Source organism: Ruegeria sp. AK11 (assembly GCF_056541095.1).
In genome coordinates this window covers 65,724-80,770 of sequence record NZ_JBQFXU010000012.1, presented here as the reverse complement: position 1 = coordinate 80,770, position 15,047 = coordinate 65,724, and the positions used below count along the sequence as shown (strand labels likewise).

The 15,047-nt window shown below is 55.3% G+C and carries 12 protein-coding genes; 11 read left to right on the top strand and 1 reads right to left on the bottom strand.

Annotation, left to right across the window (positions count from 1 at the left end; genetic code table 11):
- Positions 1 to 120 precede the first annotated feature (120 nt).
- From ACR0D9_RS18600 to ACR0D9_RS18570, 7 genes are all read left to right on the top strand, one after another.
- Complete coding sequence (locus tag ACR0D9_RS18600; protein WP_170417888.1) at positions 121 to 711, top strand: L,D-transpeptidase; 591 nt, start codon at positions 121 to 123, stop codon at positions 709 to 711.
- Between the two features lie 67 nt (positions 712 to 778).
- Entirely contained in the window at positions 779 to 1,228 is a 450-nt protein-coding gene (locus tag ACR0D9_RS18595; protein ID WP_170417891.1) for a c-type cytochrome, read from the top strand.
- Between the two features lie 396 nt (positions 1,229 to 1,624).
- Positions 1,625 to 2,194 carry a c-type cytochrome gene (locus tag ACR0D9_RS18590; protein ID WP_170417895.1) on the top strand — a complete coding sequence of 190 codons (570 nt, stop codon included), beginning with the start codon at positions 1,625 to 1,627 and terminating at the stop codon, positions 2,192 to 2,194.
- 9 nt (positions 2,195 to 2,203) lie between these two features.
- The gene (locus ACR0D9_RS18585; RefSeq protein WP_050605716.1) at positions 2,204 to 3,103 is read left to right on the top strand and encodes a c-type cytochrome; all 900 of its coding nucleotides are present in this window, start codon (positions 2,204 to 2,206) and stop codon (positions 3,101 to 3,103) included.
- Between the two features lie 39 nt (positions 3,104 to 3,142).
- Positions 3,143 to 4,513, top strand: a complete 1,371-nt coding sequence (locus ACR0D9_RS18580; RefSeq protein WP_170634718.1) for a multicopper oxidase family protein — start codon at positions 3,143 to 3,145, stop codon at positions 4,511 to 4,513.
- The gene (locus tag ACR0D9_RS18575; protein WP_170634716.1) at positions 4,513 to 4,986 is read left to right on the top strand and encodes a c-type cytochrome; all 474 of its coding nucleotides are present in this window, start codon (positions 4,513 to 4,515) and stop codon (positions 4,984 to 4,986) included. The genes ACR0D9_RS18580 and ACR0D9_RS18575 overlap by 1 nt, the downstream gene beginning before the upstream one ends.
- Before the next feature lies 1 nt (position 4,987).
- Positions 4,988 to 5,716: a DsbA family protein gene (locus tag ACR0D9_RS18570; RefSeq protein WP_475190680.1), complete on the top strand. Its 729-nt coding sequence runs from the start codon at positions 4,988 to 4,990 to the stop codon at positions 5,714 to 5,716.
- A gap of 35 nt (positions 5,717 to 5,751) precedes the next feature.
- Here ACR0D9_RS18570 and ACR0D9_RS18565 read toward each other — a convergent pair whose 3' ends face one another.
- Positions 5,752 to 5,949, bottom strand: a complete 198-nt coding sequence (locus ACR0D9_RS18565) for a heavy-metal-associated domain-containing protein (RefSeq protein WP_170634714.1) — start codon at positions 5,947 to 5,949, stop codon at positions 5,752 to 5,754.
- A 173-nt stretch (positions 5,950 to 6,122) separates the two neighbouring features.
- Here ACR0D9_RS18565 and ACR0D9_RS18560 point away from each other — a divergent pair, with 173 nt between their 5' ends.
- From ACR0D9_RS18560 to ACR0D9_RS18545, 4 genes are all read left to right on the top strand, one after another.
- Complete coding sequence (locus ACR0D9_RS18560; RefSeq protein WP_170634712.1) at positions 6,123 to 8,633, top strand: heavy metal translocating P-type ATPase; 2,511 nt, start codon at positions 6,123 to 6,125, stop codon at positions 8,631 to 8,633.
- A gap of 15 nt (positions 8,634 to 8,648) precedes the next feature.
- The gene (gene cueR / locus ACR0D9_RS18555) at positions 8,649 to 9,035 is read left to right on the top strand and encodes a Cu(I)-responsive transcriptional regulator (protein ID WP_152460772.1); all 387 of its coding nucleotides are present in this window, start codon (positions 8,649 to 8,651) and stop codon (positions 9,033 to 9,035) included.
- Positions 9,036 to 9,688: 653 nt separating this feature from the next.
- Positions 9,689 to 11,848: an efflux RND transporter periplasmic adaptor subunit gene (locus tag ACR0D9_RS18550; RefSeq protein WP_480539780.1), complete on the top strand. Its 2,160-nt coding sequence runs from the start codon at positions 9,689 to 9,691 to the stop codon at positions 11,846 to 11,848.
- Positions 11,845 to 15,024: an efflux RND transporter permease subunit gene (locus ACR0D9_RS18545; RefSeq protein ID WP_170602099.1), complete on the top strand. Its 3,180-nt coding sequence runs from the start codon at positions 11,845 to 11,847 to the stop codon at positions 15,022 to 15,024. The genes ACR0D9_RS18550 and ACR0D9_RS18545 overlap by 4 nt, the downstream gene beginning before the upstream one ends.
- Positions 15,025 to 15,047 lie beyond the last annotated feature (23 nt).

The following is a 15,047-nucleotide window of genomic DNA, read 5'->3' as shown; positions in this document are numbered from 1 at the left end:
CAACGGCAACGACAATTCAGACGAGACATCCCATATGAAATGTCATTTGCGTGTTGACCTTCCAGCGCAGGAACCGGGCATACGAGTTATTTGAGTCGGAAAAAAAGAATAAACTTTGGGATGGCAGGCATGAAACGGAGCAAAGAAGGAAAGGTTGTTACGCGACGTGGAGTGATTGCCGCGTTTGCTGCGACGACGCTTTTTCCAGCACCGGCCGTTTGGGCCCAATCAACGGCAACTGAGGGGACGCGCCGCAATGTTTCCTCATTCCGCGTTGCTAAATGGCAGGACCACTTTGATACGCTTAAGAATGGTGTGATCCTGTCCGATACACAGTCCAAGGTCCTGCAATATTGGTCGGAAGACGAAAGCGTCTACCGAATGTATCCAACCAGCGTACCGCTGACGGAAGACCTTACAAGGCTGGGCTACACCACAGTTACTCGCAAGGTCGAAGGGCCGTCTTGGCGACCGACACCAGCAATGAAAAAGCGCAACCCCGCTTGGCCCGATTATGTGGGCCCGGGTCCGGAGAATCCTCTGGGGACACATGCACTTTATTTGAGCTGGCAATACTACCGGATCCACGGCACCAACGACACGCGCAAGATCGGGAGAAGATCCTCCAACGGCTGCATTGGCTTGTACAACGAGCAGATTGCGGAATTGTTCGAACTGGCCACTGTGGGCACTCAGGTAAAACTGATCTGACCTTGGTCAGGCCGATTTTTTTTGCGCGCGTTGAACCTAAGAACTGACAATCATGTGAAGAACAGAGATGGATAAACTTACACTCTTGATCGGCGGAGTAGTGATCGCAGGCGCCGCCGCGTTCGTCTACAACTTAAATCAGCAACCAACAGGTCACTCGATGACGCCGCCCGATACGTCAGCACTGGAGCAAGGAGACCCAATCGAAAACGTCACTCTGCCGGACCAGCTAAGCGAATTTGCGGCCGTCGGCAAAGTGGCATTCGACGCCAAATGCTCGGCGTGCCATGGCGCGAATGCAACAGGTCTGGAAGGCCTTGCACCACCTTTGGTGCATAAAATCTATGAACCAAGCCACCATTCGGACGAGTCATTTTATGTGGCAGTCCAGAATGGAGTTCGGGCACACCATTGGAAGTTCGGCAATATGCCGCCGGTCGATGGCTTGACCCGTGCGGATGTGAAGGGCATCGTGGCGTATATCAGAGAGCTGCAGCAGGAAAACGGGATTTTCTGAAGGTGACGAGCCGAATGGGCAGTGCAATTCGTTACATCATACTGTCAATGGTGCTGACCATTGGCGGGCTGCTTGTGACGGCCGATTCTGCTCATGCACATGGCAGTGGTTCTCAGCACGTGATTGACCAAACGGACTCCGCGGACGTTGAGCATGTCAAGCAGGGTCATCCCGGACATTGTCATGGCGGAACGATTTGCAACGCTGTTGGTCTATTTTCGATGGGTCCACCACCGCCTGGCCCCCAAGATACTGAACAAAGATACTCGATCCCTCGAGCCCAATACCGGGTTCTCGGTATCGCGGCGTTTGACCCACCACCGCCGCGTGTCCTGATCTGACCAGTCGAATTGCGCTCAACCTGGGCGCGTCGAAGCAGACGACAAGGACAAAACAATGAACATTCTGAAAATGACCACAGGCGTTGCCCTGGTTTCTCTGTTTGCAGCCGCCGCCCTGGCGCATGGTGGCGCAACCGGCATCGTCAAAGAACGCATGGATGGTATGTCCGCGATGAAGGACAGCATGAAGATCCTTACGCCGATGATGCAGGGGAAAACGCCCTACAATGCGCAAACGGTACGAAGCGAGGCCAAGAAAATCGGGCGTCACGCTGGCGAGAGCATGACAAAGCTGTTTCCAGAGGGATCTGATGGCAAACCCTCGGAGGCCAAATCGGAGATCTGGCAGGATTGGGGTTCATTTGCAGAGTTAGCCAGGCAGTTGGAATCCTACTCTGAAGGCCTTGTGCTTGCGGCGGACAACGGGTTGATGATGTCCGGGTCGGGCCATGGTTCGGGCATGATGGGCGGCGCATCCATGATGGGTGGCGGTTCTATGATGGGTGCCGGAATGATGGGCGGCAGTCCAAACCAGGCACAACTTTCTGAAATGCCGGCAGATGGTGTGTTCATGATGCTGAGCCAGACATGCTCGGCATGTCACACGCAGTTTCGGTCGGAATAGGAATGCGTCATGAGACCGATATTCCGATTGGGCCTTGCTGCCGCCGTAACGGCGTCAGCGGGACTTGTTGCCGTGATGGCTTGGCCAATTGGCCAGCCCTTACAAGCTCTCGACATTCAGGGTGACGTTAACCGCGGGGCTTATCTGGCAAGGGCAAGTGGCTGTATCGCTTGCCACACAGATTTTGCCAAAGGGGGCGCGCCCTTGGCCGGTGGGGTGGAGTTGGATACCCCGTTCGGCACGCTCTTTTCACCGAACCTGACCACAGATCCCGATCACGGGATCGGTGACTGGACAATCGAGGAGTTTGCTCGCGCTGTGCGTCAAGGCGTGTCACCCGGCGGACAACCCTACTACCCGGCCTTTCCTTATCCGTTCTATGCCAATTTCACGGATCAGGATATCGCCGATCTCTGGGCCGCCTGGCAAACGGTTGCACCGGTAGCGGAACCGTCAAAAGAGCAGGAAATGGCGTTCCCCTTCAATCAGAGATGGGGCCTGAAGCTGTGGCGCGCGGCTTTTCTGGAACCACCCCGTACTGATCCCGTGCCGGGCAATGACGAAGTGTGGAACCGGGGTCGGCTACTGGTCGAAGGTGCTACGCATTGTGCGGCCTGCCACACCGGGAGGAACCTGGCTGGCGCAAGAAATTCGGACACGGAACACTTCAAAGGAAGTGACTCCCTGCCGGGCGGTGACAAGGCACCGGCCATCGACTTTGAGACCCTGCAAAAGCGTGGTTGGACGGTAGATGATTTGGCCTACGCGTTGCGCACCGGCGTCATGCCTGATGGCGATGTCTTCGGCGGCGCCATGGGAGAGGTCGTAAACTATGGCACCAGCTTTCTGACAGACGAAGACCGGAAGGCAATGGCGACCTATCTGCTGGATGTGCACGACGGGGGATAATCGAGTGAGAGATCAAATTTTCTTTGGAGGGAAGTCCTCATGAAGCTCAATCGCAGGCAATTCGTTGCAGGCACGTCGGCACTAATCGCAGTGCCGACTATCGGGAGGGCGGCTACCGCCCCCCGAATAATCGAGGCGCGTTCAGGATTGGCACGTGTTGCCCCCGACAGCTATCCTGAAACCGAGATATGGGGATATGATGGCGGTGTTCCGGGCCCCGAAATTCGTGCCAGGCAGGGCGAAACGGTTCGCCGGACACTCCTGAACTCACTGCCTCAGCCTACGGCAATCCATTGGCACGGATTGCGGGTTCCGAACAATATGGACGGGGTGCCGGGCCTTACGCAGGAGGCTGTACCAACCGGCGGCGAATTTCAGTATGACTTGCCTCTGAAGGACGCGGGGACCTTCTGGTATCACTCTCACAACCAGTCAACGGAACAAGTGGCCAGGGGCCTTTACGGCGCGTTCATCGTCGACGAAACGGACCCGCCGGACACGGACCATGACATCACGATCCTTCTGGATGATTGGCGGTTGGGTAAGGACGCTCAAATAGTAGATGATTTTGGTGCAATGCATGATTGGACCCATGCAGGTCGCATGGGTAACTACGTTCACGCACGTATATCGCCCATGACCGAAGTTTTGACGAACCAGCGTTTGCGAATTCGAATGGTCAACGTGGCAACTGATCGGATCATGTATGTCTCAGTAGGTGGCGCAAACGGGAAACTGGTCGCTTATGATGGCATGCCTGTAAGGCAGCCAGAGGATTTTGAAACCCTTGTTTTCGGGCCTGCACAGCGAGCAGACTTAATTGTTGATGTCACAGCGGAATCGAACGAATCCGTTCAAATAACTCTTCACGAACGCGATGAATCGTTTGTCATCGCTGAGATTCCGGTTTCGGGAAGCGGCACATCTGCTAACCGCGGTGTGATCGCAGCCCTGCCACCCAACCCTGCTTCTTTTCTCGAAGATGTTTCTGACGCTTTGACAGTTCCATTGGTGATGGAAGGCGGGGCGATGGGCGGACTGCGTCAAGGCACTTTTAACGGCCGGGTCATGAGCACCAATGAATTGGTCCAGGAAGGGCAGATCTGGACATTCAACGGTGTCGCCGGGTTACCTGAAAACCCACTTGCTGCCGTTTCGCGTGGCGACATAGTCCGGATTCAGATGCAGAACGACACCGTCTTTCCGCACGCTATGCACTTGCACGGGACGCACTTTCAGGAAGTTCTGCCGAACGGCAGCCTGGGGCCGCTGCGGGACACAATCCTGGTTGACCGGATAGAAACGCGGGAGATTGCGTTCGTTGCGGATAACCCGGGGGACTGGCTGTTTCATTGCCACATGCTGTCGCATCAGGCCGCTGGTATGAAGACCTGGCTGAGCGTGGCGTGATGAACAAGAGCGCGGCGAAATGGGTGTCACTGGCTGCTGTGGTGATCATTGTCGCGGTCGCTGGCTGGGGCCTGGGTGGGCGTGCGCAGAACAGTTCATCGGCGGATTCGGCACGTGGTGCAGTTTTGTACGCCGAAAACTGCGCGTCATGCCACGGGGCAGATTTGGAGGGTCAGCCGGATTGGCAAACACCTGATCCGGATGGCGTCTTGCGGGCGCCCCCGCATGACCGAACCGGGCACACCTGGCATCACGGCGACAAGCTGTTGTTCGACTATACAAAGTTTGGCGGGGACCAAACTTTGAAACAGATGGGTGTCGCTGACGTCAAAAGCGGCATGCCAGGCTTCGGGGACACTCTGTCGGATCAGGATATCTGGGACATCCTCGCCTTCATCAAGGAGAGTTGGCCGGATCGGGAACGCAAGCTGCAAGAGCAACGCACCGAAGCAGAACAAACGGAAGGAAACTGATGTGAAACGAATACTTGCAGGCTTAGTCGCTATCGCCATGTCGATTGGCATTCCTATGGCACGCGCCGACGAGCTGTCTGACTCCGATGTAAAACGGCTGGCTCTCGAAGCCATTTTGGAAAACCCTGAGATCATCATGCAGGCGATTCAACTGCTTCAACAGCGCGAGGATCAGGCAAAAGCCGAAGCAATTGGAAGCGTCTTGGAAAATCAGCGTGAATTGCTGGAACAGGATCCGAATGCGCCTGTCATCGGAAACCCGGAAGGCGATGTAACCGTGGTCGAGTTTTTTGACTACAACTGCCCATATTGCAAACGCGCTGCCCCGGTCGTGAAAAACGTAATCGCAGGCGATTCCGATGTACGAGTTGTCTATCGAGAATGGCCCATACTCGGAGAAGGTTCCGACTTCGCGGCACGCGCCGCGCTTGCCTCACGTAATCAGGGAAAATATGAAGAATTTCATTGGGCGCTTATGGCTCTGAACGGTCGTGCCACTGAGGCCAGTGTACTGAAAGTTGTCCGTGAACTCGGCCTGGACGAGGATCAATTGCGCGCAGATATGGAGGCGCCGGAAGTCGACGCACATATTCAGGTGTCCATGGAATTGGCCCGACAGCTTGGCTTCAGTGGCACCCCCTCGTTTGTGATTGGAGATGCTCTTGCCCCGGGGCTGATCGCCGAAGATGAAATGACCCGGCTAATCGAGGCAGTCAGAGACGCAAGATAAAACCAAGGCGGCGACAGAATGCGCCCCTAAGTGTCTCATGCGACCGTGGCTTCGTATCCCTCGGACTTCAGAGCAGCAAGGATTTGATCAAGTGGATTGGCGCTTAAGACACGTACCCTGCGGTTTTCCATGTCAAAGTCCAACTGTGCGGAGGAATCCACCGTGGCAACGGCTTTTTCGATTGCTGACTTGCAGTGCCCGCAGCTCATATCCGGGATATTTAGGGTCGTCATGGATGTTTGCTCCTGTTTTCCGTTGTCCCGGCTAAAGTATTCCAGCACAGGAAGGTCAAGTCGTGAAAATTGGATCGCCAAAATTAGTGGAAAAGAAAGTCAACCCCATCACTTGACCTTCCACTTGCTGGAACCCTTATGTTGCCCGTCAGCAGAACATTTGTGGTGACAATATGACTGAAATTTCACATGCACGGTTTCAAGTTCAGGGTATGAGCTGCGCTTCTTGCGTAGGGCGCGTCGAGCGCGCGTTGAAAGATGTGCCAGGGGTAGATGCCGCTTCGGTTAATCTCGCCAGCGAAAGCGTTCAGGTCGATTTCCGCGATCCAGCCGATAAAGCGGCCATTGCTGATGCGTTAAACAGCGCCGGATATCCGGCACGGACGGAAGAGGTAACGCTGGATATTCAGAACATGTCCTGCGCATCGTGCGTGGGGCGCGTTGAGCGGGCATTGCAAGCAGATGATGGCGTCTTGTCCGCGTCGGTCAATCTGGCCACCGAAAGTGCAACTGTACGTTATGCTGAGGGAGTCACAACACCCGAAGCCATCGCGGCGCTTGCGGCATCTGCTGGCTATCCGGCGAGCCTGCGATCCGCGACGCAGACCGAACCACAAGACCGCAAAGCCAAAGAGATTCGCCAATTGGCCCGGCGAACAAGCTTTGCCGCCTTGCTCGCTTTGCCGGTCTTTATCCTTGAAATGGGCTCGCATGTTATTCCGGGCATGCACCACCTGATAGCGAGCACGATCGGCATCCAGAACAGCTATTACCTGCAATTCCTTCTGACCACGATCGTTCTTTTTGGGCCAGGTTTGCAGTTCTACACCAAGGGCTTCCCTTCCTTGTTCAAAGGCGCGCCGGACATGAACTCTCTGGTGTCCCTGGGCACTTCGGCGGCCTATGGGTTCTCGCTTGTTTCCACCTTTGCGCCGGGTGTTCTTCCCGCCGGCACCGCAAACGTCTACTACGAGGCCGCAGCGGTGATCGTGGTTCTCATATTGCTGGGGCGGTTCCTCGAGGCGCGCGCCAAGGGGCGAACTGGTGAAGCGATCCGAAAATTGGTCGGTCTGCAGGCAAAAACAGCGCGAGTTGAGCGCGACGGATCGGTTGTCGAGCTACCGATCGAGCAGATCGTTGTAGGGGATATTGTGCACGTTCGACCGGGCGAAAAAATCGCGGTGGATGGTGCCGTAGTGACCGGCGCGTCATATGTCGATGAAAGCATGATCACCGGCGAGCCGGTTCCTGCCGAAAAGACCGAGGGCGCAACTGTGGTCGGCGGAACAGTCAATGGCGCGGGCGCATTGACGTACCGGGCTGAAAAGGTCGGCGCAGACACTATGTTGGCCCAGATCATTCAAATGGTCGAACAAGCCCAGGGGGCCAAGCTTCCGATTCAAGGCCTGGTCGATCGCATCACGCTGTGGTTCGTGCCGGTAGTGATCGCTGTGGCCGTTGTGACTGTGCTGGTTTGGATGTTGTTCGGACCCGATCCCGCGCTCAGCCTGGCGTTGGTAGCCGGGGTTGCGGTACTGATCATTGCTTGCCCCTGCGCCATGGGGTTGGCCACACCCACCTCAATCATGGTCGGCACCGGCCGTGCGGCCGAGATGGGTGTCCTTTTCCGAAAGGGCGACGCCTTGCAAATGCTGCAGGAAACCACTGTTGTTGCGGTAGACAAGACAGGGACCTTGACCGAAGGGCGCCCGGAGCTGACCGACCTTATTGTGGCCGAAGGATTGGCCGAGGATGAGGTTCTGCGCCTTGTTGCTGCCGTTGAGGTCACATCCGAACATCCGATCGCCACGGCCATCGTGCGCGCGGCTGAAACCCGTGGTCTGGAGCTTTCGAAGCCAGAAGACTTCACGTCGATCACCGGTTACGGGGTAAGCGCCTCGGTCGAAGGCCATACAATCTTGATCGGGGCCGACCGCCTGATGAGTCGCGAAGGGGTTGAAATGGGCGCGTTGTCTGATCGGGGCGCTGAACTCGCAATCAACGGAAAGACTCCACTTTATGCCTCCGTAGACGGAGTTATCGCAGCCGTCATCGCCGTGGCGGACCCAATCAAGACCACAACGCCAGACGCAATTGAAGCTTTGCACGGACTGGGGCTGAAAGTAGCGATGATTACCGGCGACAATACCGCTACAGCCAAATCCATCGCGGCGCAGCTTGGCATCGATCATGTCGTGGCCGAGGTTCTGCCCGAAGGTAAAGTATCCGCGTTGCAAGATCTGCGCTCAAATGGCGGAAAACTGGCCTTTGTGGGTGATGGCATCAATGATGCCCCCGCTCTGGCGGCGGCTGACGTAGGAATTGCGATCGGGACAGGCACTGACATCGCCATCGAGGCGGCCGACGTCGTTCTGATGTCAGGCGACCTGACAGGCGTGGTCAACGCCTTCGATATTAGTCAGCGCACCATGCGTAACATCCGACAAAACCTGTTCTGGGCTTTCAGCTACAACACGCTGCTCATACCGGTTGCAGCGGGGGTGCTCTATCCGTTTGGCGGCCCGTTGCTGTCGCCGGTTCTGGCTGCAGGTGCCATGGCGCTGTCCAGTGTATTTGTCCTGACCAACGCGCTGCGGTTGCGCTGGGTTAAGCCGATCAAAGTTGGGCGAGAACAGATCTCGCAGAATGAAGAGCAGGCGCTGCGATCAGCGCCTGCTGAATAGAAAAGGAGAACCGCTGTGAATATCGGAGATGTAGCAGAACGTTCGGGTCTGCCTGCCAAAACCATCCGCTATTACGAGGATATCGGATTCATCAAACCCAGGCGCAGTCTGAACGGGTATCGACATTTCGACGAAAAGGAACTGCACAAACTGGCCTTCATCGGGCGGGCCCGTTCCTTGGGCTTTACCATTGAGGATTGCCGTTCACTACTGGCGTTGTACGAGGACAAAGAACGCGCAAGCGCGGACGTGAAGGATATCGCCAAACAGAACCTAAAAGAGATAGATGCCAAGATCGCGGACCTGAAGGCCATGCATGCTACACTGTCTCATCTGATCGACGAATGTGCTGGCGACCACCGCCCTGACTGCCCGATCCTGAAGAACCTCGGCCAAACTTAGATGCGCTCATCGTATGAACTGCCTCCGATTTTGGCAGTTTGTTACGTGTATTCGCGGGAATCAGCTTCATTTCGATGCAGCGCACCAACTCACCTGTTTTTTTCTCCGACTGGCTTGAACACACGTTACGTTCGTCCTAACTGCACGGGATGGAGTGGAAGTTCTTCTCAGTGTTGCGAATGACGTTTCTGACATGCGTCTGCTTGGCGATGACCTTCGTCGGCACTGTTGTGGTCGCGAGCAGTGACGTCAAAAACAGTAGCACCTCTGAGCCTCACGGCGTTTCAATGGCTGCAAAGTCATCAGACTTCAAACACGACCATAGCGGTTTGCATCCGACGACTGGCCAAATCCACACTGATAGCCACGTAAATCACAGCGGAGAATGTCATTCCGGCATCTGCTGCGTTGGTGAATATCCTACCCAAGTGAGTGTTGCTGTGTTGGCTACAGCTTTCGGGCAGCAAAACCGAAACATGGATTCGGAAACCCATCTGTCTCAGGGACCTCTGACTCCCGATCGTCCTCCTCAAATCTCCTGACATCCTCAGGCCCGCAAGCGCGGGCATTCATGTTGTTTCGGTTCCAGCATTCAATGCGACCGTCGGGAGATTATTATGCGTGGAAGATATGCGGCACTATCAGTACTTGCCTTGGCGTTTGGCCTGGGTGGAGGTGTCATTCTTGAAAGACTGTACCTGAATCCAATTGATCAGGGCCAGTCGAACGAACCAGAGGTCCTTTATTGGGTAGCACCGATGGATCCGAATTTTCGGCAGCCTGGACCTGGAAAATCGCCGATGGGTATGGATTTGATCCCGGTTTATTCTGGGCAGGAACCTACCGGCGACCCTGAAGAAGTCACCCTAAGCGCTGCGGAAATCAACGCAATTGGTGTGCGGACTGCGGTTGCACGCATGACTGATATCGAACCTCGCATCGAGACGGTGGGTTTCGTCGGCTTTGACGAACACCTGACCAATCACGTTCATACGCGTGTTGAAGGTTGGATTGAGCAACTGAAAGTTCGCGCGGTCGGTGATCGGGTTGAGAAGGGGCAAGTTTTATTTGAACTCTTTTCACCATTGATCGCAGCTGCGACCGGCGATCTTGTACGCGCAGTTGAAGCCGGTGACCCGCGGATTTTGGACGCGGCGCGCAATAAGTTGATCAGCCACGGTATGTCCGCACGTCAGGTTGCAGAGATCGAGGCGGGCGGTGAGTTGGTTCGAAATGTGCAAATTGAGGCGCCTCAAAACGGTGTTGTCATAGCGCTGAATGCCGCTGATGGAATGTACCTGCAGCCAGGCACGCTTGCGTTTTCGGTCACCGATCTTTCTGAAGTATGGTTGATCGTCGATGTTTTCGAACGAGATATTGCACGTTTGTCGGAGGACATGCGCGCAATAGCAAGGTTCGAGCACCTACCCGGTCGCACCTTCGAAGGCGAAATCGACTATGTTTACCCTGAGCTTGATCCGCAAACCCGAACTCTTCCCGTCAGACTGAGTTTCGATAACACCGACGGCGTTCTTCGGCCGGGCATGTTTGGCAGCGTTAGCCTTATACCGGATGAAAGCCGGAATGTTCTCACTGTTCCATCAGAGGCGCTAATTCGTACTGGTTCGGCGGAACGCGTCATCTTGAAAACAGGCGATGGTACTTTTCGCCCGAGACTGGTGACCACAGGTCTTCGAGACAGTTTCGGCGAGGGGGGTCGAACAGAAGTTCTGCAAGGGCTTGAACCCGGTGAGGAAGTTGTCGCATCCGCACAGTTTCTAATCGACAGTGAAAGTGCTTTGAGCGCCGGTTTCACCCGAATGGCACCAACGGATACCGAACCAGCACGCGGGGCAGGCACCCTGGTTTCACTCGATGCCGAAAATCGTATGGCAACTGTTCGTCACGATGTTCTCGAAAGCCTCGATTGGCCCGCAATGACTTCGCAGTTTCCGGTTAGGTCTGGTGTTTCGCTCGACCGTTTGAATGCTGGCGACGCGGTTGCTTTCGTGATCGCGCGGGGTGCGGATGGGCTTCTGAGCCTGATGGAGCTTGCGCCGGACGACGGTATTGCCGGAACTGGAGCTGGTGTTGCGCGCGCCGTCACTTCCGATGGCAAATTGACGCTTGAGCACGGACCAATCCCCGAGCTCGGTTGGCCGGCCATGACAATGGATTTGTCGGTTGTCGGAGTAGATCTCACTACCGTGCCTATCGGCATGCCAATTGAGTTTGATCTGGCTGAGGGAGAAGGGGGGATGTTCTCGATTGTGGCAATTCGCGAAGAGGGCTCCACGCCAACGGATTCTGTTGAACCTGAAGAAACCAAGACGCCTTCTGCTCCACCGATTGTGGTCACCGGCACGATCAACCTCGTTAATGCTGAGGCGGGAACTGCAAGCATCACTCACGGGCCGATGACTGAGATTGGTATGCCGGGGATGACCATGGATTTCCCATTAGAGCCGTCATTGGACCCTAACATGCTCGAAGTCGGTTCTGAAATGACTCTGACTTTCGCGCGTGCAGATGGCATGACAATGGTATTGGCCGAGGCAACGCCTATTGCGCCGCCGCTTCAGGTTTCTGGCCGGATTAACAGTATCGACGCAAACGCGCGGACCGCGAATGTAACACACGGTCCGATGACTGAGATCGGCATGCCGGGCATGACCATGGATTTCCCGGTTGCGGAGGGGATTGAGGTTTCTAACTTGCCTGTAGGGATTGATGTTTCTTTGATCCTTCGCCGCAATCCCGACTTTTCGATGACGCTGTTAGAGGTCGCGCTTGATGGGAGTGTTACGCAGTGATCACGGCCATCATTCGTTCTTCTCTTGCCAACAGGTTCGTCATCTTGGCCCTCGCATTCATGATAGGAGTTGCGGGTATTTGGGCCATTCGTGAGACGCCGGTTGATGCAATCCCGGATCTTTCGGATGTCCAGGTAATTGTTCGCACGCCATATCCCGGGCAAGCACCTCAAGTTGTCGAAAACCAAATCACATATCCACTTGCGACAGCCCTATTGGCCGTACCCGGTGCAAAAGACGTTCGCGGGTTCTCGTTCTTTGGAGACAGCTTTGTATATGTCGTCTTTGAGGACGGGACGGACCTCTACTGGGCTCGGTCGCGTGTGCTCGAATATTTGGGCCAGATTACCGGCAGCTTGCCTGAAGGCGTGTCACCACAACTTGGCCCAGATGCGACTGGGGTCGGGTGGATTTATCAGTATGCGCTGGTTGACAGAACCGGAAATCATGATCTGGCTCAGCTCAGGACTCTGCAGGATTGGTTTCTGAAATACGAATTACAAGCCGTGGAAGGCGTCTCAGAAGTCGCCACCATCGGCGGAATGGTCAAACAGTACCAGGTCGTCGTCGACCCAAACAAACTACGTGCCTATGACATAACACTTGCACAATTGAGGACGGCTATTCAGGCGGCCAACCGCGAGACGGGCGGCAGCGTCATTGAGATGGGTGAAGCCGAATTCATGGTCAGGTCATCGGGCTACATCGATGAATTGTCAGACCTTGCAAGCGCGCCATTGATGGTCAACGAGCGCGGCGCCGCTCTGACGCTTGGAGACGTCGCTGAAATCCGCCTGGGGCCTGAAATGCGGCGCGGTGTCGGAGAACTCGACGGGCAAGGAGACGCGGTTGGTGGAGTAGTCATTCTGCGATGGGGTGGGAATGCGTTGGCAACGATCAAAGCGGTGGAGGCGCGCATCGAAGAGTTGCGCTCAAACCTGCCGGAGGGGGTCGAAATCATAACGACCTACGACCGATCTGGTGTGATCGAGCGTGCTATCGATAACCTCCAGAAGAAACTGACGCAGGAATTCATTGTCGTTGTTCTTGTGTGCGCGGCTTTTCTACTTCATCTGCGGTCATCCCTCGTAATTCTTCTGTCGCTCCCTCTGGGAATCTTTGCCGCATTTATTCTGATGAAGGCGCAAGGAGTAAACGCAAACATCATGTCGCTCGGCGGCATAGCCATCGCTATTGGTGCGATGGTCGACGCATCGATTGTGATGATCGAGGCGATGCACAGGCGGTTGGAAAAAGAAAAGCTCACAGCAGAGAACCGATGGCGGATTGTGCAAGAGTGCGCTTCTGAGGTGGGACCAGCCCTTTTTTATTCTCTGGCGATTATCACGGTTAGTTTTTTGCCTGTTTTCGTTCTGGAAAATCAGGAAGGTAGGCTCTTCTCGCCACTCGCTTATACCAAAACCTACGCCATGGCTGCAGCCGCCATCCTTTCGATAACGCTGGTTCCGGTCTTGATGGGTTACTTTGTAAGGGGGCGTATTCTACCGGAGCGAAAAAATCCGCTAAATCGCTTGGTTGTGTTCGTGTACCGCCCATTTCTGGACGCGGCAATTGCCTGGCCATGGGCAACAACACTGTTGGCCGGCGTTCTGGTGACGTCCATGTGGTACCCGTACCAGAGAATTGGCTCTGAATTCATGCCCGAGTTGAACGAAGGTGATTTTCTCTACATGCCGAGCTTCTACCCCGGGATCTCGACGGGAAAAGCCCGTGAGGTACTGCAGCAGACCAATCGCCTGATCGCGACCGTGCCTGAAGTCGAAACTGTTCACGGTAAAGTTGGGCGTGCGGAGACTGCAACCGATCCAGCACCTCTAACGATGGTGGAGACCACAATCCAACTCAAGCCGGAAGAAGAATGGCGCCCCGGCATGACAATGGAGAAAATCCGGAATGAGCTCGATCGTATCGTTCAGGTTCCGGGCGTTACAAATGTTTGGATCCAACCTATCAAGAACCGCATCGATATGCTTGCGACAGGTATCCGTACTCCTGTCGGTGTCAAAATATCCGGCACCGACTTGGAGGTCATTACAGATATAGGGATCGAAGTAGAGCGTGCGGTCGCTGATATTGATGGAACGGCTTCCGCCTACGCAGAGCGACCTGTTGGCGGGCGTTTCATCGAAATCGACGTCAAACGAGATGCCGCCTCCCGATACATGATGAGTGTTCGAGAAGTTCAGGACGTAGTGCAGACCGCAATTGGCGGTATGCAAGTGTCGGAATCTGTGGAGGGGCTGGAGAGGTTTCCTATAAACCTTCGGTACCCTCAGGCATGGCGAGACAGCCCGGAACGGCTCGAAAATCTTCCTGTCGTCACGCCGTCGGGTGCTCATGTGCCACTGTCCGCTCTCGCCGATATTCGAATAGTTGACGGGCCGGGAATGATACGATCAGAGAACGCTCGACGAACTGGGTTCGTGTTCATCGACATCGCGGGGCGCGACCTGGGCGGCTATGTGGCCGAAGCACAAGAGGTGGTTACAGAAAAGGTCGACCTGCCTCCAGGTTACTCGCTGACTTGGTCAGGGCAGTATGAGTACATAGAGAGAATGCAGGACAGGTTGACGATCGTTGCTCCTGCAACCCTGCTAATTATCACGCTCATGCTTTTCTTGGCGTTCAATCGGGTGATTGAGGTCGGGATAATTCTTGCGGCGCTCCCGGTCGCATTGGCAGGTGGGGTTTGGTTCTTATGGTATCTTAACTTCGATATCTCAATTGCTGTGCTCGTGGGCTTCATCGCGCTGGCGGGAGTTGCCGTGGAAACAGCGATTGTCATGTTGTTGTACCTCAATCTTGCTTGGGAGAAACGTCGAGGGCTGGCGCAATCGGAACAGCGAAAGCTGACACGTGACGATATCGAAGACGCGGTGTTCGAAGGAGCCGTTCTTCGGGTTCGGCCGAAGGTAATGACTGTAGCCACGATCTTTGCAGCACTGATACCCATCATGTACGGCACCGGTACAGGCTCTGAAATCATGCAGCGGATCGCTGCGCCGATGATTGGGGGCATGGTGACAGCGACCCTTCTTACGCTTTTTGTCATTCCCGCAATATTCGTGATTTGGAAACGGCTCGCGCTCAATCGCGTGAACCGAGAGATCTCCCACACGATCCAGGAAGTGCCCCCTGCGCTTCCGGCAGAATAATACCCACAACCTTGAAACAGGAG